Here is a 19030-nt window from a genome sequence, read left to right on the forward strand (position 1 = left end):
ACGTCCCCCACTCAGCGCATGCCGCCAGAGGCAAGCAGGGTGTCGCCGCTCATCCATCGCGCATCGTCCGAGGCGAGAAACGCAACGATCGGCGCCACGTCCAGCACCTGGCCTGTCCGGCCCAGTGGTGTCTGCGCCAGATTCCAGGCCTGGAACCCGGAATCGACGACCCCCGCAGCGTGCGTGCCCTCGGTCTCGATCAGGCCGGGATTGACCGCATTGACACGGATACCGCGCGGACCAAGCTCCCTGGACAACACGCCGGTGATGGCGTCCATCGCGCCCTTCGAACCGGTGTAGATGGCGCTGTCCACCGGCAGGATGCGGGTCACCAATGAACTGATGTTGATGATGCTTGCACCGGGCCGCAGATGGGGAACGGTGGCGGCAGTGACCAGCAGCGGGCCCAGCACATTGATGTCGAACTGGTGGCGATAGAGCGCCTCGGTGGTGTCCTCGATCTTCGCGAACCGGTACACGCCCGAGTTGTTCACCACTACATCCAGCCTGCCGAACGCATCCAGGGCCGTGGCCACCATTGCATCGACCTCGCGCGCGTCACGCACGTCGGCGCGCACCGCCAGCGCCCGACCACCGGCGGCTTCGATATCGGCAACGACCTGTTCGGCGCCCTCCCGGCTCGAGGCGTAGTTGACGACGACGCTGGCGCCGTCGGCCGCCAGGCGGCGGGCAACCGCAGCGCCAATGCCCTTCGAAGCGCCGGTGACCAGCGCGACCTTGTCCTTCAGCGTGTTCATATCAAGCGGATCCAGTTCCAGGGGGAGGCGGTCAGTGCGACCGGGGCCCATGCTGGACCTTTCAAACTTGTATGTGGACTGACACTGATGCACATTTGCCGTACATTTTTGAACGAGCACGATCATGGAATGGGGTGATGTCCGTGTCTTCCTGGCGATCGTGCGGGGCGGATCACTGGGTGAGGCGGCGCGGCGCCTTGGTGTCAGCCATCCCACGGTAGGCCGCCGGTTGAAGGCCCTTGAACAGCACGCCCGGCAGCCCCTGCTGCGGCGGACGCGGGACGGGCTGGTCACGACCGATGCCGGTGATGCAGTGCTGGCCTTGGCCGAAGCCATGGAGAACTCCGCCCTGGCCATGGAGCGCCGCCTGGAAGGCAGCCCGGGCCGGCTGGAAGGCATTCTGCGCATTTCGAGCGCGGACTGGTTTGCCTGCCACGTGCTGACGCCCGTGCTCGCCGAACTGGTACGCCGGCATCCGGCGGTGGTTCCGGAACTGATCGCCAGCTATCGACTGCTGGACCTGTCGCGCCGCGATGCCGACGTCGCGTTCCGCATCGTGCCGTTCAGTGAGCCGGACATCGTCCAGCGCCTCGTGATGACCCTGCCCTACGGCCTGTATGGTTCGGTCTCGACCATCGCCCGGCTGCAGGACGACCCCGATTCGGTCGGACTCGTCCTGATGAACACCGCGCAGTCGCACTTCCCCGACGTGGAATGGTTGCTGCAGCGGTTTCCGCGTTCGCCGCGCGCATTCACCAGTACCAGTCGCAGTGTCCAGGCGCAGATGTGCCTGCACGGTACCGGCATCGCCGTGCTGCCCCGTGCGCTGGGTGACGCGGTGGCCGGACTGCAGCGCATCGAATCACACGGGACGCCCCCCTCGCGGGGCATCTGGGTGGGTTATCACCAGGATCTGCGCCACATGGACCGTCTGCGTGCCCTGCTGGACATCCTCGATTCGACGCTGCCGCCAACAGGCGCCGCCCCCTCGGCAGGGAAACAGACAGCATGATTCCGTTCACCGGCGTTGGCCTATGGTCCACCTCACCAGGCCGGCAGGACCGGCCACTGACAGGAGGATGCCATGAGGACCCGACACGTCGTACCTGCTCTGATGGTGGCACTGCTCGCCGTCGCACCGGCCTGGGCGGATCCGCCGCACCACGCCCGCGGAAACGGTCCCCCACCGCACGCAGGCGGGCCGCACAATCGCGACGCACCGCCGCCAGGATGGCAGAAGAAGGCATGGCGGCGCGGTGATCATCTGCCGTGGGCGGAAGTGGATCGTCGCTACTGGGTGGATGACTACGCACGCTACAGGCTGCGTGATCCCGGCCGCGGCCAGCGCTGGGTCCGCCAGAGCGACACCGAGTATCTGCTTGTTGAAATCGCCACCGGCGTGATCGTCGACGCGCTGCGTCGGTGAACGCAGCCCTGGCTGACCGATCGGGCGCAGACGCGCGATGGGTCAGCCCTTCCTGCGCTGCCTGCCGCTGCTGCGTCCAGCGGTGGGCGCTGAAGGGCTAGTTCGGCAGCGCGCGCGCGTTACCGTTTGGCCGCAGATGGAGCTGCCCGGTTCTGGTATCCAGCAGGATGTTGAAGTTGCGCAGTGTTTCGCTGCCCAGCGTGCCGTCGGCATTGGATCCATCCTCATCGATGGTGAACGACACCTTGGGCTGTTCCAGTCGCAGCCCGCCCACATCGACCGATGCGATCCGTGCATCGACGGCCCGGATCTTCCTTCCCGCCGAGCCGCTGAACTGTGAGGTACCGATCGTGCGGGTGAACACCTCCTGCAGTCGGTGGCGCGAGCTGTACGCATGACCCAGATCGATGGCGCCGTTGCTGCCGGTGTCCATGAACAGCCAGGCCGCAAGTGTCGAGCCACCCTCACGCAGAAGCACTTCGATGGCGGGCGTATTGTCGATCCAGCGGACGTTCGCGCGGGTGTATCCGTGCAGATCCGGCAACCTGTCGTGCACGTGCAGCAGCTTGCGGTCGTAGTCGATCTCGATGATGCGCCCCGCGAAGAATGTCCAGCCAAGCACGGCGTCGAACGGACGCTTGCCGTAGTCGATCACGGCCGCCCCCATCGTCCGGCGCATGTCTCCCACGACGACCGTGTTGTGGGTACTGTAGTCCACGAAACTCACGCCGTCGGAGCCGGTGTTCTCGGAGCGGTCATCGACCTGCATCGACGCGGCCTTGCGGGTGGCAACCGTGACTGCCAGTCCGTCAGCGCCGGTGTCGACAAGAAAGCGCAGCGGTCCTGACTGGTTGATCCGCCCTTCCACATAGATCCGGTGATCCTTGTCCTGCTCGAAAGGAAGGGTGATCGTCCCGGCCGCGGCGCAGGGCTGCGGAAGAACAAGCAGCCCCGCAACCAGGGCGACGTACCACGAGCGTATGGACTGGCGCATTGATGGCTTCCAGTGGAGGCAACGGCAGATTGCCGCCTGCCTTGGATGCGGCAGGGGTGCAGAAGGTTTAGACGCCCGCCGCGCTGCCCTCGATGATTCCGGACCGAAGCAAACGGGCGCCCGGCGCCTGCGGCCCCGTGTTGCCATCCGGCGCTGACCTCGGCGACCGCAGCATGCACGGGCCGTTGACGTCGCAATGCCAGACTGCTGGAGCGCGCTCCACCGTGGAGCGCCGTTGGTCGTGCGATCTTGGGGGGATCGGCAATGCCCTACTTCACTGATTCGACCGAGGTGGCCGTCGAGGGTATCGGCGCGGCGCGGCGCATCGGTTGGATGCGGTTCGTCGGCAGCAGCCTGGCGGCCCTCCCTCTGGCCTCCATCCTGCTCGAACGCCAGGATGGCGTGTGGCCATGGACGCTGCTGCTGCTCAACGCGCTGGCATGGCCGACGATCGCTCTGGTCCTCACCCGGCGTTCCCCCGAGCCGGCCGCCACCCAGTTCCGCTGCATGGTGCTCGATTCCTTCCTTGGCGGCGCGTGGATCGCGTTCATCGCCCTCAGCATCGTGCCCAGCGCGCTGTTCACCGCTCTGCTGGTGGCCGACAAGATCGCAGCAGGGGGAGTGCGGCTGGCGCTGCGGGCGACGCTGGCGCTGGTGCTGGGTTTTGGACTCGTCTGGTTCGCGCTGGGCTTCCCCTACCAGCCGACCACCTCGCAACGCAGCATCATGCTGAGCATGCCGTTCCTGTTCGTGTACGGCATCGGCCTCAGCATCCTGAGCTGGCAACTCGCGCGCCGGGTCAAATCACAGAACCGGCAGCTGCGGCGGCTGAGCCGGATGGATCCGCTGGTGGAGCTGGCCAACCGGGGCTTCCTGATCCACCGTGCCCAGCAGGCGCTGGACAAATCACAGCGCCACGGTGGCATGGCGTGCCTGTTGATGCTGGATGTGGATGACTTCAAGCGCATCAACGACTCGCAGGGGCATCGCGCCGGCGATCAGGTCCTGCGGCATATCGCCACGACACTTCGCGAATTCGCCAGCCCGGCCGATACAGCTGCACGGCTCGGGGGGGATGAGTTCGTCGTGCTGCTGCGCGACTGCGCCGCGTCAGACGCCATGCAGATGGCGGCACGCATCCGGCAACGCCTGCACGAGAACGCACGCCGGACAGGACCGGCGAGCGATTTCAGTGTCAGCATGGGAGTCGCTGCGAGCCCGCGACACGGCAGTGTCGAGGACTGGCTGGCACTGGCCGACCGAGCCCTCTACCACGCCAAGCGGCAAGGCAAGGACACCGCCAGTTTCGCCGAGTAATGGCCGCGTAGCAGCGTCATCCCGGTCGGTCGCATTCCCGGTCGGGATCAGTGCGCCAGGGCGAAATCCAGGCCCGCACAGACCGCCGCGACCTGCGCGTCGTTGCACTCCTGCGGGTGGGTACGCGGACTGTCCGGGTAGACCTCCGTGGTGGTGGCAAAACGTGCATCGGTGAATCCGGCGCAGGCCCCGATCGAGCGCGATTCACCCCATACCACGCCCGGCGACTGCAACGGCAGGCCGACCAGGTTGCCCTCGGCATCGGCCGGGGCGATATGGGTGATCGGCGCCACGGCAGCGATCAGCGCCTGCTGGAACGCCGGTTGCGGGTCTTCGCTGTTGCCGATCACGTAGAAACCATCGGGAATGGTGTCCCGCTCGAAGGGCTTGCCATCACGGGCGCAACGGGCCGGGTCGAACTCGTGCAGGTCGCTGTCGGTGGTTTCGTGCAGGTCCAGGTGCACCCGGATGTCGGCCTTGCGCCCGGCCACCCAGCGCATCAGCGAGGCGGCTTCCTCGATCAGGCCGCCGTCGCGGAAGCTGCGGTTCGGGTCCAGGGCAGCGGGGTTCCAGCGCTGGATGCGCTCATAGCCCCACGGACTCACGCAGGGGGCCACGATCAGGTTCAGACGCCCCAGGTAGCGCTCGGCCTGCTGCTCCAGGAACTGCAGGGCACCGTGTACGCCGCTGGTCTCATAACCATGCACGCCGCCGGTAACCAGCGCCGTCGGCAGTGCCGGGTTCCAGTCGTGGTTGACCACGGCGAACAGGGGATAGTGGTCCGGCGCGTAATCGAGCTGCCCGTACTGGATCACGTCGAAACGCTCGTCCAGGCGTTCCAGCGCCGCCACCACATCGTCATGGTAGCTGCGCTGGCGTTGCTGGCGGGCCCGCCACTGCGCGCGTTCCGGATCGCCCCAGGGCTGTCCGGGGGTGCCGATCGGGTAGAACTGCGCAACAGTCATGGGTGCTCCAGAGGTCGAACGTGGTGAGTGCAGCCGGTCATTCTAAGCCTTGTGGCGCCTGCGGGCCCGCCCACCCGTCCCGCCCTTCATCCAGCCAGGCTCATCTGGCTGTAAAATCAACGGTTTTTGGCCCCTCACCCCTTGATGGCGAACGCAGCGCAGACGGTCCTGGGTGGACCGGATTTCCTTCGCCTGCTCGCCCGTCTCAGCGACGGCGCGATGCCGGCCACCAGTCCCGTCCTGACCGATCGCCTCGGTCAGTGGGTGGACTGGAGCCGTGCTGTCGCGCTGTCGACGGCACTGGGCGGACGCGGGCCTGCAGCGGCGGACGCGGGCGAGGCGATGGACGACCTGCTGGCCGACTGCGAGCAGGCCCATGCCAGCCTGCTGGCGTCGATTCGTGACGACGCCGAAGCCGAGCGCCTGCTCGATCTGGCCGAGGCGGCCGCCACACCCACCTTTGCCTCGTTGCGGCAGCGCTACCGGGTGCTGCAGCAGGCCATCCAGACCGCGACCGGACGCCTGCGCGGACGCCTCCGTGACCAGTTGCTGCGGGCCTCGCCCGAGTTGGCGCGGCTGGCCGAGATCGACGCCGTGATGGAGCAGACCCTCAGCCCGCGCGAGCACAGCCTGCTGGCCATCGCCCCGGCAGTGCTGGGCACCCGCTTCGACCGCGTGCATGGCCAGCCTGGCTGGCGCACCGCATTCCGCCATGACATGCGCTCGCTGCTGCTTGCCGAGCTGCAGCTGCGCTTCCACCCGATCGAGGGGCTGCTGGCAGCCCTGCGCTCCCACTGACCCGGAACACCATGTCCAGAACTGCTTTCCCTGTCGTTGTCTTCCTTGTCGGCCTGCTGGCCGTGTGCTGGATCGGCATCGGCTACGTTTCGGTGCACCCGTTGGGTGCAGCGGTCGCGGCGGTCATTGCCGCCTGCTACATCGCCGGTGGTGTGGAGCTGTACCGCTATCGCCAGGCCAGCGCGGGCCTGCGCGATGCCCTGGGCGATCTGTCCGCCGCCGAGGAGCGCCTGGCACCCTGGCTGGAGCGCGTGCCGGCAAGCCTGCGCAATGCCGTGCGCCTGCGCGTGGAAGGTGAGCGCACCGCCCTGCCCGGCCCGGTCCTGACACCGTACCTGGTCGGCCTGCTGGTGCTGCTGGGCATGCTCGGCACCCTGCTGGGCATGATGGACACCCTGCGCGGCACCGGCCTCGCCCTGCAGAGCGCCACCGACATGGCCGCCATCCGCGGCTCGCTGGCATCCCCAGTACAGGGCCTGGCCGTCGCCTTCGGTACGTCGATTGCCGGTGTCGCCAGTTCGGCCATGCTGGGGCTGCTTTCGGCGCTGTTGCGCCGGGATCGCCTGCAGGCCGTGCAGCAGCTCGACCGTGCCATCTCCGGCCCGCTGCACCCGTATTCGCAGGCGTGGCAACGCGCCGAATCCCTGCGACTGCTGCAGGCGCAGTCCGCAGCGCTGCCGGCCCTGGTCGACCGCCTGCAGGCGATGACCGGTGCCTTCGAGCAGCACAGTCTGGCGGCCAACGAACGGCTGCTGGCCGGCCAGGCCGAGTTCCTCAGCCAGAGCCAGGCGCTGCAGGAGCGCCTGGCGGCCTCCCTCCAGCAATCGCTGCGCGAAGGCGCCGAAGCCAGCGCAGCGGCCATCGGCGGTGCCCTGCAGCCGATGGCGGAAACCACGCTGGCTGGCCTGGCCAGCCACGGCCAGGCCCTGCATGCGCGCGTTGAACAGGCGGTGCAGCAGCAGCTGGCCGGGCTGGCGGACGGCTTCGAGCGCAGCCGCGTATCGACTGAAGCCAGCTGGACGCGGGTGATGGCCGAACAGGCCCAGGCACAGCAGGCGCTGGTGACCGACCTTCGCCAGCATCTGCAGGCCTTCAGCGATGCCCAAGGTGCACACGGCGAAGCAGTGGTGGCACGCATCGGCGAACGGCTGCAGGCGGATGCCGACCGCCAGACCGACGCGTGGCGCACTGCGGCCGACCAGCAGCATGCGCTCAACACCACGCTGGTCGAGCGCCAGCAGCAGGCACTGGAGGCGGTCAGCCAGCATCTGGACGAACGGGCCCAGTCGCTGCTTCACGCGCTTGAAGAACGTCATGCAGCCAGCCAGTCGCTGCTGCAGGACCACGAGCAGCAGCGCCAGGCGCGCTGGGAGGCCGCCAGCACCCATCTGCAACAGGCCCACGCCGCGCTGCAGGCACAACTGCAGGCCGGGGACGAACAGCGCCTGCAACGCTGGAGCGACGCGCTGCACACCCTGTCGAACGATCTGGCCGAACGCCTGCACGCCGATGGAGAACGCCTGGCTGCGCAGCAGCAGCAGATCTGCGACACGCTGGCGGAGACCGCGCAGCAGATCGGCGAGAACGGCCGTGCCCAGGCCAGCGCCACGCTCGCGGAAGTCTCGACCCTGCTGCAGACGGCTGCCGCCGCACCGAAGGCCGCTGCCGACGTCATCAACGAGCTGCGCAGCACGCTCTCCGAGAGTCTGGTGCGCGACAACGCGATGCTGGAGGAGCGCGGCCGCCTGCTGGCGACGGTGCAGACCCTGCTGGATGCGATCAACCATGCCTCGCATGAACAACGCAGCGCGGTCGATGCACTGGTGGGCGGCTCGGCGGAACTGCTGGAGCGCGTCGGCAACCGCTTCACCGACCACATCGCGGCCGAAACCGGCAAGCTCGACGGCATCGCTGCACTGCTCGATGGCAGCGCCACTGAAGTCGGCCACCTTGCCGGCGCCTTCGGCGACGCCGTGGCCCAGTTCGGCGCCGCATCGGCCGAGCTGTCGGGCAGGCTGGAACAGATCGGTGGCGCGCTGGATGCCTCGCTGGCCCGCAGCGACGAGCAGCTGGCCTATTACGTGGCGCAGGCGCGCGAGGTGGTCGACCTGAGCCTGCTGTCGCAGAAACAGGTGATGGAGGAGCTGCAACAGTTGGCCGCGCGCCGCGGCAAGGCCGGCACCGCATGAGCGACGAGCTGGAGGTCGACGGCGGTTCGCACGCGCCGATCTGGGCGGCATTCGGCGACCTGATGTCGGTACTGCTCGGCGCGTTCGTGCTGATCCTGGTCGGCGTGGTAGCGGTCCAGCTGGAACTCTCGCAGCGGCTGGAGGATGAGGTCAGGCAGCGCCAGGCCGAAGCCAAGCGCCTGCAGACGCTGGAGCAGGCACTGGCCGGCCCGCTGGCGGCGGGCCGGGTGACGCTGGTCGATGGCCGCATCGGCATCAGCGGCAGTGTGCTGTTCGCCCTCAATTCAGACCAGCTGCAGCCGGAGGGCCAGGAGCTGCTGCGCAGCCTGGCCGCACCGCTGGCTGCCTACCTGGGCAGCCGCGAAGAGATCCTGATGGTCAGCGGCTTCACCGATGATGCGCCGGTGCGCGAAGGCAACCGTCGTTTCGCCGACAACTGGGAACTGTCCGCGCAGCGTTCGCTGACGGTGACCCGTACCCTGATCGCCGATGGCGTACCGGCCGATGCGGTGTTCGCCGCCGCCTTCGGCAGCGAGCAACCGGTCAGCTCCAATGCCAGCGAAGATGGCCGCGCGCGCAACCGCCGCGTGGAGATCGCGCCGATTCCCAGGCCCAGGGCACCGGATGGCAGGTAAGCTGCCAGCGCTGGAGGGGCTGCGTGCACTGGTGCGCGATCTCGATGCGGGGTCGCGCTCACTGGCGGACTACCCGCAGGTGCCGATGCTGCAACAGGTGCAGCGCGAGTGGTCGGAGCTGCGCAGTGAACTGCAGGTGCGCCGTTCGCTGCGCACCGAGGCCCCCGCCGACGGCGGCCCGCTGAACTCTGCGGTGCTGGTGCAGCGCATGCTCGATTCGATGCAGGCCGCCAGCCCCGGCTATCTGCGCCACTTCATCGATTACGTCGATACCCTGTCGTGGTTGCAGGCGTTGCAGGACGGTGCGGCCAGCGGCGGTGATGCGGCGAAACCGAAGCGCGCGCGCAAGCCCCGCAACCCCGGTTGAGGCCCGGCCCTGCATCAGGGGGTCAGCCGCGCAGCGTGGCGCCGCCGTCGACGTACAGGTCACTCATCGCCACATGCCCGGCCTGCTCGGACAGCAGGAACATCACCGACTGGGCAACGTCCTCCGGCGTAGCCAGCTTACGCAGGGGAATGCCCGCCTTGTAGGTGTCGAGGTTGCCGGCAATCACCCGCTCGGCACCGTACGCGTCTTCCCACATGCCGGTCTGCATGGCGGTCAGCGTCGAACCGGGTGCGACGATGTTGCAGCGGATGCCCAGTGGCGCCAGCTCCAGGCCCAGGCAACGGGTGAACATGGTCGCTGCCGCCTTCGAGGCAGCGTAGGCCGCCATGCCGTGACGCGGCACGCCTGCGGCGTTCGAGCTGACGGTGACGATGGCGCCCTGTCTGCGCGGTGACATCACCCGCGCCAGTGCGCGGCCGAGATGGAACACACCGTCAGCGTTGACCGAGAAAACACGGCGCCAATCGGCATCACAGGTATCCGTCACCGCGCCGACCTGCAGCACGCCGGCCACACTGGCCGCCAGGGCGATCGGTCCGATCTTCGCCTCTACCTGGTCGATGAGCGCATCGACCGCTGCGCTGTCGCTGACATCCAGCGCACAGGCATGGACGCGCTCGCCCACGATCGCGGGCGACTCGCGGTCGGTGGCCACCACCTGGCAGCCGGCGGCGACCAGCAGCTTCACCAGCGCGTTGCCGATCCCCCCGGCTGCGCCGGTCACCAGCGCCACGCGACCCTCAAAACCGGTCAACTGCATGTTGCGATCTCCTGTTGTTCATCCCAATGCCGCAGTCGCGCCGACAGCCATGGCGCGAGTTGCGCCACCGCATCACGGCCGGTCAGTTCGGCATGCAGGAACGGCAGTTCCAGCGCCTGCACCGTGCGCGCGTGCGCCTTCCACAGCGCCGACTGCAGCTGTGGTCGTGCCTGGTGGTCGCGCCCTGCGCGCACATGCACCAGGGTCCCGTCGAATGGACGGTGGTGGTGCTCGCGGATCAGCCGGTTGGTTCCGGTGACCGCGCGCACCACGCCGTCCAGCACCACGTCGGGCAGGCTGCCCAGCGCACTGCCACCTCGACGCAGGAAAGCCAGAATGCGCTCGCGGCTGTCCAGCTCCGGGTGAGCGTCCGGATCGTGACCGGCGATGGCCAGCAACGCCCGCAGTGCGGCGATCGGATCCGGCTCCGGCTCGGCCCGCCAGCACTCACTGGGATAGGCGTCGAGCAGGACCAGCTCGCCGACCTCGCGACCGATTTCGTGCAGGCGCACGGCCATCGCCTGGGCGATGATCCCGCCCACCGACCAGCCGAGCAGGTGCACCGGCCCCCGCGGCTGCAAGGTCACCACGCGCCGCACGTACTCGTTGGCCATCGCCTCGATGCTGGCCGGCAGCGGCTGCGCGGCGTCCAGCGCCGGCGACTGCAGCCCGTACACGGCCCGCGCCGGTTGCAGCGCACGCGCCAGCGCGCGGTAATTCCAGGCGATGCCGCCTGCCGGGTGCAGCACGAACAGCGGCGGGGGTTCATTCCCATCGGTCGTGGTCAACGCGATGACCGGGCCCAAGGCATGATCGGCCAGCATCGGGGGTTCGGCGATACGCCGGGCCAGCGCCGCCACCGTCGGCTCCGCGAACAGAACGCCGAGGCCCAGCTCGCAGCGCCAGCGCTGTTCGATGGCCAGCAGCAGGTGCACGGCCGAAAGCGAGTCGCCCCCAAGGCTGAAGAAGTCCGCATCCACCGCAACTGCCTGCTCACGGCCCAGTGCCTGTGCGAACAAGGCGGCCAGCGCATGTTCCAGTGGCGTGCGCGGTGCGACACCGGTCACCCCGACCTCCGGCGGCTTCGGAAGCGCGCTGCGATCCAGCTTTCCGTTGGTGGTCACCGGCCAGTGATCGACCCCGACGAACGCCGACGGCACCATGTAGTCTGGCACGCGCGCCGCCAGGTGCGCGCGCAGGGCAGCGGCGTCGGCCATTGCCACCGGCACATAGGCGACCAGCCGTGGGTCACCGGGAAGGTCGTGGCGCAGCAGCACTTCCACGCGCTCCATGCCGGGCAGTTCCCGCAGCGCCGCCTCGATCTCCCCCAGCTCGATGCGCAGACCGCGCAGCTTCACCTGATGGTCGCTGCGGCCCAGATACTCGACCGCTCCGTCGCTGCGCCAGCGCGCGACATCCCCGGTGCGGTAGACGCGCTCGCCCGCCACGAAGGGATCGGCCAGGAAACGTCCGGCGGTGAGATCGTCGCGGCCCAGGTAGCCCCGTGCCAGCTGCACGCCGCCCAGGTAGAGCTCGCCCGGCACGCCCACCGGCAAGGGTCGCATGCCTGCGTCAAGCACATACAGGCGGGTGTTCCAGACCGGGAAGCCGATCGGCACCGGCCGTGAGCGATCGCCTGCCGGGGCCGGCCAGTAACTGACGTCCACCGCGGCTTCGGTAGGCCCATACAGGTTGTGCAGCTGCGCGTCGATGCGGGCATGGAAGCGGTCGCGCAGCGAGGCATCGAGCGCTTCGCCGCTGGTGAACACCCGACGCAGCTGCAGGCCCTGCGAGGCGGGCGCCGCGAGGAAGGCGTCCAGCATCGACGGGACGAAGTGGGCGGTGGTGATGCCCTGCGCGCGGATCAGCCGGCCCAGCTCGGTGGGATCACGATGCGCATCCGGACCCGCGAGAACCAGCGTTGCACCGCACAGCAGCGGCAGGAAGAACTCCCAGACCGACACGTCGAACGTGGCAGGCGTCTTCTGCAGCACGCGGTCGTCTGCGCCGAAGCCGTAGTGCTCGCGCATCCACAGCAGGCGGTTGACGATGGCGCGATGCTCGATGACCACGCCCTTGGGGTCGCCGGTCGAGCCTGAGGTGTAGATCACATAGGCCGCATCATCCGGCGCCGGGTCCGGCCAGGGCGCGGCAGCCCCCTGTGCCATCCATTGATCGAGCGGCAGCACCGGCACGCCTGCGGCCCGGTGCGCCATCGTGCTGTCGGCCAGCACGCAGGCCGGACGCGCCGAGCGCAGGATGCGCGCCAGGCGCTCGTCGGGATGTGCAGGATCCAGCGGAAGATAGGCGGCGCCGGCACGCAGCACGGCCACCAGGGCGATGACCAGCTCCATCGAACGCGGCAGCGCGACCGCCACCACACTGCCCGGCCCCACCCCCAGCGCGCGCAGCTGTGCCGCCAGCGCGAAGCTGCGTGCCTCCAGCGCGGCATGCTCAAGCGTGGCGTCGCCGCAGACCAGCGCCGTTGCCTGCGGGTCGCGATCCATGCCCTGCTGCAACAGTTCCACCAGTGTGGTTGCAGGCAATGGATGGGTGGTCGCGTTGAAGCGGTGAACCACCTGCGTGACCTCTGCCGCGGTGGCCAGTGGCACGCTGGCAATGTCGTCGGCATCCAGCGCCGCCGACACGAAATGCAGCAGCCGTTGCGCATGCGCCTGCACGTCGGCGTCGCTGTACAGGGCGGGGTTCGCCTCGATCTCCAGATCCAGCAGCGCCTGGCCATCACCGCGGAAGCCCAGCACCAGATCCTCCACCGGCCCGGTGCACAGCACCTGCAGCGTGGCCTGCACGCCGGGCAGCGCCAGCGGCCTGTAGAACGGCTGTATGTTCACCAGCGGGCCATGCAGGCGCTGCTGCGCACCGACCAGGCCCAGATCGCGCCGCAGCTGTTCGCCGCGATACCGGCCATGCCTGCGGCTCTGGCTCAACTGCCGGCCGATGCCACGGGTGTAGCTTTCGACACTGCCCTCGGCAGCGGCCACGCGCAGCGGCAGCACGTTCATCACCATCGCGGGCACGCGCGCCGACGCGTTTCCCAGGCGCCCCATGTAGGGCACCCCCAGCACCACTTCCTCGGCCGCACTCATCCGCCGCAGGTACTCGGCCGCAAGTGCGGCCAGCACATCCGGCCACGGCTGCAGCCAGCGCACCGATGCCTGCAGCAGCTCTTCACGGAAGGTGGCATCCAGCGGCTGCACCCAGCGCAGCGCGTCATCACTGGCGGCGGCGACGCCGGCCAGACCAGCGGCGGCCGGCGCGTCCCGCAGGTGGTCGCGCCACCAGGCACCGGCCATCTCGCGACGCGGATCGATGCGGTATGCCGCATCGTCGGCCAGTACACCGGCCAGGGGCGGCAGCGCATCGCCGCCGCGCCCGGCGTACAGCGCGCAGACACGATCGCTGAACAGTGCCATGCCATAGCCATCAGTGCCGAGATGGTGAACGCGCAGGTACCAGACCCAGCGCTGGCCTCCCAGTGCGTAGAGCACCTGCTGGCTGATCCGGTCGCGGGTGGGATCGACCGGGCTCAGCCGGTCGGCCCGCATCGCGGCGTTGGCGTCGGCCACCGGATCGGCAGCGCTGGAAAGATCATGGACTGCCAGCAGCGGTACATGCGCCGGCTCATGCCATTGCAGCGGCTGGCCATCGCTGCCTTCCGTGAAGCGCAGTGCGAGCGCCTGCGCCTCTGCCGCCGCCTGGTTGGCGGCGGCCGTGAACGCCGCCACGTCCAGCGCGCCGTCGATCCATACGGCATGGGCCGTGTTGAATGCAGGGTTGTCGGGAGCCAGGCGCTGGGCATACCACAGCCCCGCCTGGGCCTCGGTCAATGCCACCGGTGAGGCTGGCGCTGCACCGTTCATGCGCCTTGTGCGGCCTGCAGCCGTTGCACCACCTGCCACCACTGGCGCAGCGTGGTGTGCTCGGCCAGCTGCGAGAACTCCAGCGGAAGGCCAGTGTTGCTCCACGCAAGAACGAGGCCGAGCATGCGCATCGAATCCAGGTCGAGATCGATCAGGTTGTCGTCATCGCCGATGTCGGCCGGCTCGCATTCGAGCACGCGCGCCACGTCCGCGCGCATCCGTTCCAGGTCAAGCACATCGCCCATCCTATCCATCACAGTGTCTCCAGCAGCTGGCCGGTGGTCATCGGTACGCCACAGGTCCGTGCGATCCAGTGCAGCGCCTGCTCATGATCGGCGCGCGAGAAGTCGGCGACCGCATCCGCGGCGATGAATGCCTCGATATCACGCTGGAAGGCTTCGACCACGGTCGCGGTGCAGCCGATATGCGCATACACACCGGTCACCAGCAGCTGGTCGCGCCCGCGCGCGCGCATCAGCGTCTCCAGGTTGCTGCGCTGGAAGGCGCTGTAGCGATGCTTGACCAGTACGTGCTCGCCCGGCTGCGGGGCCAGCGCGGTGATGATCGGCTCATGTTCCTCACTCCGGCGCATGCCGGGTCCCCACAGGTCGGCCTGCAGGCCGCGGTCGCGCCGGTCCTGATCGCCATGCTGGGCGGTATAGAACACGGGAATTCCCTGCGCCCGGCAATGCGCCAGCAGGCGCGCGACGTTGTCCACGGCGGGGCGCAGCGGCTCGCTGTCCGCGTCGAACGCTGCCAGGAAGTAGCGTTGCATGTCGTGCACCAGCAACGCGATCCGCTCGCGCTGCGGGCGCCAGGGGCCGCGCGGCTGTGGCAACTCGCTGGCGGTCGGCAGGGAATATGAAGCAATGCGGGGCAGCGCCATCAGCGCGTTCCTCCTGTCTGTTGCAGATGACGCGCACGCAGCTGCGCACGCAGTTCGCGGCGGCTGATCTTGCCGACCGCCGTTGTATCGAAGCTGTCCACGAACACCACCTGGTCCGGCACCTTGAACGCCGCCAGCCCGCGCCCGCGCATCCAGGCCTTCAGTGCCGGTGCCGTGATCGGCTCGCCCTGGCGGATGACGAAGGCACAGCTGCGCTCGCCCAGGTACTCATCGGGAATGGACACCACCGCCGCATCGAACACACCCGGATGGGCCAGCAGATGGTCTTCGATCTCCTCGGCGGAGATCTTCTCGCCGGCACGGTTGATGTGGTCACCGGCACGCCCCTGCACCACCAGATATCCCCCGGGCAGCTGCTGCACGCGGTCGCCGGTGCGGTAGAAGCCGTCGTCGGTGAACGAGCGCGCGTTGGCCGCGGCATCGTTGTGGTACCCACGGATGGTGTACGGGCCGCGGGTCAACAGATGTCCGATCTCGCCCTCGGCAACCGGCTGATCGTGGTCGTCGACCACACGGACTTCGTCGTCAGGGCTGATCGGACGTCCCTGGCAGGCCACCACCAGTTCCTCGGGATCGTCGAGGCGGGTGTAGTTCACCAGGCCTTCGGCCATGCCGAACACCTGCTGCAGCGTGCAGCCCAGGCCATCGATGACGCGCCGCGCGGCCTCCGGCACCAGTTTTGCGCCGCCCACCTGCAGCACCCGCAGGCTGGACAGATCGTGCTTCGTCGATGCCGCTGCCTGCGCCCACAGCAGGGCCAGCGGCGGCACCAGCCCACAGCAGGTCACCTTCTCGCGTGCAATCAGCGGGAACGCGACATCCGGGCCCGGCCCCGGACTGAGCACCACGCGGGCACCGGCATACAGCGCACCGAAGAAGCCCGGCGAGCTCATCGGAAAATTATGCGCGGCCGGCAATGCGACCAGATACACGCTGTCGCGGTCGATCCCGCAGATCGCGTTGCTGGCACGGAACGAATAGATGTAGTCGTCGTGCGTGCGCGGAATCAGCTTGGACAGGCCGGTGCTGCCACCTGACAGCTGCAGGAACGCCACCGACTGCGGATCCGGGTCGGCCGGCAGCTGGCTGCGGTCGCCCTGCAGGTTCGCCAGCCCGACGAACTCCTCCGCATCGCCGTCGATCACCACGTGGCGCAGGGCCGGCACCTCCGCCTGCAGTGCCCGTGCCAGCCCGCGATGATCGAAACCCTCGTGCACATCGGCGGTGACAAAGGCACTGGCCTCGGCCTTTGTGGCGAAGTGCACCAGCTCGGTGATGCGGTGCGCGGGCAACGCGTACACCGGTACCAGGCCGGCGCGAAACAGGCCGCAGACGGTGGCGATGAAGCCCGCGCTGTTGCCCAGCTGCACCAGCACCCGTTCACCGGGCTGCAGGCCCAGCGCCAGCAGGCCGCTGCCGATGCGCCCGGCCTCGTGCCACAGCTGCGCATAGCTCAGTCGGACATCACCTGCCACCACCGCGATGTCATCGGCGTAGCGTTCGGCGCGCTCGCGCAGGAAGGCCGGGAAGGTCTCCCCGCGCCAATGCCCCATCCGGCGATAGTGGGCGACCCGGTCTTCGGGCCATACCTGCTGCAATGGCAGGCGGGAAGGAGATGGGCTCATGCGAGGGGCTCGGTCGGGGGCGCGGGCTCACTGACGCCCAACGCGTTCAACAGGGCAGCAAACTTCGCTGCGGTTTCGGCCACTTCGGCCTGCGGCTGCGACCCGGCGACGATGCCGGCGCCCGCATACAGGCGCAGCTGCGTGCCCTGCAGTCGTGCGCAGCGGATGGCGACGTACCAGTCGCCGTCGCCCTGCGCGTCCAGCCACCCCACGGCACCGGCGTAGAAGCCGCGTGGAACCGGCTCCAGTTCGCGGATGCGCTGCAGCGCCGCCTGCTGCGGCGTGCCGCATACGGCGGGCGTGGGATGCAGCTGCGCCAGCAGGGCGGCGGCCGGCACCCGTGGATCCTTCAACGTGGCATGGATGCGGGTGCCCAGGTGCCACATGGTGGCCGTGGCATGCAGCACCGGCCGCGCCTGCGCATCGATATGGCTGCAATAGGGAGAGAGGCCATCAACGATGGCCTCGACCACATGACGGTGCTCGTCGTGATCCTTGGCCGACGCCAGCAGGGTCTGCGCGGCACGCTCGTCCTGCACCGGATCCGCACTGCGCCGGGCTGAGCCGGCCAGCGGGTGCGACAGCACCTGCGCGCCGCGCTTGCGCAGCAGCAGCTCGGGCGTCGCCCCGACCAGCCATGCCGGGGCCTGGCCCAGCTCCACCGGCAGTGGCACCGCGTAGGTCGCCACCGACGGATCGGCTCCCAGTCTCGCCAGCAGCACATCGGGCGTCAGGGCGTGGCGTGTGTGTGCCAACAGGCTGCGCGCCAGTACCACCTTGTGCAGGTCCTGTCGGGGATCACGCAGGGCCTGCACTGCCCTATCCACCGCTGCGGCGTAGTCGTCCGCCGAAGGTTCGGCCTGCACGACACCCTCCAGCGCAGGCGCAGCCTGCGGCTGCACCGGCAACGCAGGCAGCACGCGTTCGGGCTGGTACAGCGCATCGTCAGCACGTGGTTCGAACGGAATCGCTCCGACCAGCAGGCCCGGCCCGCCCCGCTGCTGCGCGAAGAACGCAGCCACGCGCCCGGCCAGCGTCACCAGCGGACCGGACGCAAGCGCCGCACGACAGCCACGCGCATGCACATGCTGCCCTGCATGCTGCAGCAGGAACAGCGTGGGGTCATCCGCAGCCGGCAACGGCAACGGCGCCGTCTCCTGCCATGCATCGTCCCTGAGCGAATCGTTCATGTCGCCTCCTTCATCCGGTGCGCTGCCGCCAGCACGCACAGCAACAGCAGCAGCACACCGACCAGCAGATACGGCAGGCTCGGCCCGCCCCGATACAACAGCGTGCCGAGCATCGGCCCGACCACCATGCCCAGCCCCTGTGCCGCAGCGACCGTTCCGGCGGCGGCACCCTGTTCGTGTGCCTGCACCGCATCGGCGGCCAGCGCCTGGAACGACGGGAACACGAAGCCCATGCCGAATGCCGCCAGCGCATAAGCCGCCGGCAGCTGCCAGGACTGCTGCACGGCGGCTACCGAGGCGAAGCCGATACCGGCGATCAATGCACCCAGCACGATCCAGCGCCGCGGTGGCACCTCCAGCTTCATCACCAGTGCCTGCGCCAGGATCAGCCCGACGCCCACAGCCGTCAGTGCGATGCCGGCCATGCGCGCGCCTTCGGCCGCTGCCAGGCCGAGGCGATCGATCGCGAAGAAGCCGACCGTCACCTGCGCGATGGTCACCGACACCATTGCAAGGAACGCGGCCAGCTGGGGCAGCCGAAGGCGCCGGTCCAGACGGCGCAGGGGCGTCCGTCGTGCTGACGATGCCGCCGCTGCCGGCGCTGTCGAAGGCAGACGCCACGCCAGCAGTGCCAGCGCCAGCAGCGGCAACAGCGCGGCCACATACAGCGCCAGCGAAAGATGCGTGTAGGCCAGCCAGCCTGCTGCCGCTGGGCCCAGCACCATCCCCAGTGCATTGGCACTGCCCAGACGGGCGAGAAACTGCGTGCGCTGGCCGGCCGGCGCCTGGTCGGCGATCAAGGCTGCGGCCGTCGGTGGCACCGCGGCATAGAACAGCCCGATCAGCCCGCGCGCGCCCACCAGCACCAGCACCGACACAACCACCGGCGGCGTGACCTGCAGGGCCACATCGATGAACATGGCGAGCGCGAGGTAGACGCCGGTGTACGCGCCCATCGCCAGCAGCAGCACGCGCTTGCGACCGATGCGGTCGCTGAGTTGGCCCCAGCGGCGAGCCGCCAGCATCCACAGCACGCCGGCAGCCGTCACCGACAGGCCCGCGTGCCATTCGGACAGGCCCAGCAGCCGGACCACCGGGCCGATCACGGCGACGAAAGACATCATGGCCATGGTGCCGATCAGGGCCGCCAACACCAGGGCCGGCAAACCGGGAACGACGGGACGTGCGTGCATGGAA

At 68.9% G+C, this 19030-nt stretch carries 17 protein-coding genes; 7 read left to right on the plus strand and 10 right to left on the minus strand.

The features are described 5' to 3' along the window. Positions 1-11 precede the first annotated feature (11 nt). Positions 12-758, minus strand: a complete 747-nt coding sequence (locus IMX13_RS04625) for a glucose 1-dehydrogenase (protein WP_193395878.1) — start codon at positions 756-758, stop codon at positions 12-14. A gap of 124 nt (positions 759-882) precedes the next feature. Between IMX13_RS04625 and IMX13_RS04630 the strand changes: the two genes are divergently transcribed. Together IMX13_RS04630 and IMX13_RS04635 are read left to right on the plus strand one after the other, a co-directional pair. Then, entirely contained in the window at positions 883-1770 is an 888-nt protein-coding gene (locus IMX13_RS04630; RefSeq protein WP_193395879.1) for a LysR family transcriptional regulator, read from the plus strand. 72 nt (positions 1771-1842) lie between these two features. Next, positions 1843-2184 carry an RcnB family protein gene (locus tag IMX13_RS04635; protein WP_053519774.1) on the plus strand — a complete coding sequence of 114 codons (342 nt, stop codon included), beginning with the start codon at positions 1843-1845 and terminating at the stop codon, positions 2182-2184. A 97-nt stretch (positions 2185-2281) separates the two neighbouring features. Here IMX13_RS04635 and IMX13_RS04640 read toward each other — a convergent pair whose 3' ends face one another. Next, positions 2282-3178, minus strand: coding sequence for a retropepsin-like aspartic protease (locus tag IMX13_RS04640; RefSeq protein WP_193395880.1), 897 nt, complete (start codon positions 3176-3178; stop codon positions 2282-2284). A gap of 264 nt (positions 3179-3442) precedes the next feature. On the opposite strand from IMX13_RS04640, the gene IMX13_RS04645 reads away from it, so the two are divergent. Then, the gene (locus tag IMX13_RS04645) at positions 3443-4495 is read left to right on the plus strand and encodes a sensor domain-containing diguanylate cyclase (RefSeq protein WP_128988296.1); all 1053 of its coding nucleotides are present in this window, start codon (positions 3443-3445) and stop codon (positions 4493-4495) included. A 47-nt stretch (positions 4496-4542) separates the two neighbouring features. Here IMX13_RS04645 and IMX13_RS04650 read toward each other — a convergent pair whose 3' ends face one another. Beyond that, positions 4543-5460 (minus strand): M14 family metallocarboxypeptidase, encoded by a 918-nt coding sequence (locus tag IMX13_RS04650; RefSeq protein WP_053519777.1) that lies wholly within the window; start codon positions 5458-5460, stop codon positions 4543-4545. 144 nt (positions 5461-5604) lie between these two features. Here IMX13_RS04650 and IMX13_RS04655 point away from each other — a divergent pair, with 144 nt between their 5' ends. Genes IMX13_RS04655 through IMX13_RS04670 form a run of 4 tightly spaced genes read left to right on the plus strand, consistent with a single transcriptional unit; the run spans position 5605 to position 9449 of the window. Continuing rightward, the gene (locus tag IMX13_RS04655) at positions 5605-6258 is read left to right on the plus strand and encodes a DUF3348 family protein (RefSeq protein WP_193395881.1); all 654 of its coding nucleotides are present in this window, start codon (positions 5605-5607) and stop codon (positions 6256-6258) included. Positions 6259-6269: 11 nt separating this feature from the next. Beyond that, positions 6270-8447, plus strand: coding sequence for a DUF802 domain-containing protein (locus IMX13_RS04660; protein WP_193395882.1), 2178 nt, complete (start codon positions 6270-6272; stop codon positions 8445-8447). Continuing rightward, entirely contained in the window at positions 8444-9082 is a 639-nt protein-coding gene (locus IMX13_RS04665) for an OmpA family protein (protein ID WP_053517790.1), read from the plus strand. The genes IMX13_RS04660 and IMX13_RS04665 overlap by 4 nt, the downstream gene beginning before the upstream one ends. After that, a complete protein-coding gene (locus tag IMX13_RS04670; protein WP_193395883.1) occupies positions 9072-9449 on the plus strand; it encodes a DUF2894 domain-containing protein in 378 nt (125 codons plus the stop codon). The genes IMX13_RS04665 and IMX13_RS04670 overlap by 11 nt, the downstream gene beginning before the upstream one ends. A gap of 22 nt (positions 9450-9471) precedes the next feature. Here IMX13_RS04670 and IMX13_RS04675 read toward each other — a convergent pair whose 3' ends face one another. The 7 genes from IMX13_RS04675 to IMX13_RS04705 are packed head-to-tail and all read right to left on the minus strand — an operon-like array spanning position 9472 to position 19026. Next, positions 9472-10230 carry a 2,3-dihydro-2,3-dihydroxybenzoate dehydrogenase gene (locus IMX13_RS04675; RefSeq protein ID WP_193395884.1) on the minus strand — a complete coding sequence of 253 codons (759 nt, stop codon included), beginning with the start codon at positions 10228-10230 and terminating at the stop codon, positions 9472-9474. After that, positions 10221-14111 (minus strand): non-ribosomal peptide synthetase, encoded by a 3891-nt coding sequence (locus IMX13_RS04680; protein ID WP_193395885.1) that lies wholly within the window; start codon positions 14109-14111, stop codon positions 10221-10223. The genes IMX13_RS04675 and IMX13_RS04680 overlap by 10 nt, the downstream gene beginning before the upstream one ends. After that, positions 14108-14365 (minus strand): phosphopantetheine-binding protein, encoded by a 258-nt coding sequence (locus IMX13_RS04685; protein WP_193395886.1) that lies wholly within the window; start codon positions 14363-14365, stop codon positions 14108-14110. Before IMX13_RS04685 ends, IMX13_RS04680 begins: the two co-directional genes overlap by 4 nt. Further along, the gene (locus tag IMX13_RS04690) at positions 14365-14997 is read right to left on the minus strand and encodes an isochorismatase family protein (RefSeq protein WP_193395887.1); all 633 of its coding nucleotides are present in this window, start codon (positions 14995-14997) and stop codon (positions 14365-14367) included. Before IMX13_RS04690 ends, IMX13_RS04685 begins: the two co-directional genes overlap by 1 nt. After that, on the minus strand, positions 14997-16643 hold the full coding sequence (locus IMX13_RS04695; protein ID WP_193395888.1) for an AMP-binding protein: 1647 nt from the start codon (positions 16641-16643) through the stop codon (positions 14997-14999). Before IMX13_RS04695 ends, IMX13_RS04690 begins: the two co-directional genes overlap by 1 nt. Further along, positions 16640-17833: an isochorismate synthase gene (locus IMX13_RS04700; protein WP_128987973.1), complete on the minus strand. Its 1194-nt coding sequence runs from the start codon at positions 17831-17833 to the stop codon at positions 16640-16642. Before IMX13_RS04700 ends, IMX13_RS04695 begins: the two co-directional genes overlap by 4 nt. Beyond that, positions 17830-19026 (minus strand): MFS transporter, encoded by a 1197-nt coding sequence (locus tag IMX13_RS04705; protein WP_128987972.1) that lies wholly within the window; start codon positions 19024-19026, stop codon positions 17830-17832. Before IMX13_RS04705 ends, IMX13_RS04700 begins: the two co-directional genes overlap by 4 nt. Between the last annotated feature and the right edge of the window lie 4 nt (positions 19027-19030).

Source organism: Stenotrophomonas sp. B2, assembly GCF_014947095.1.
Classification (GTDB): Bacteria; Pseudomonadota; Gammaproteobacteria; order Xanthomonadales; family Xanthomonadaceae; genus Stenotrophomonas; species Stenotrophomonas maltophilia_P.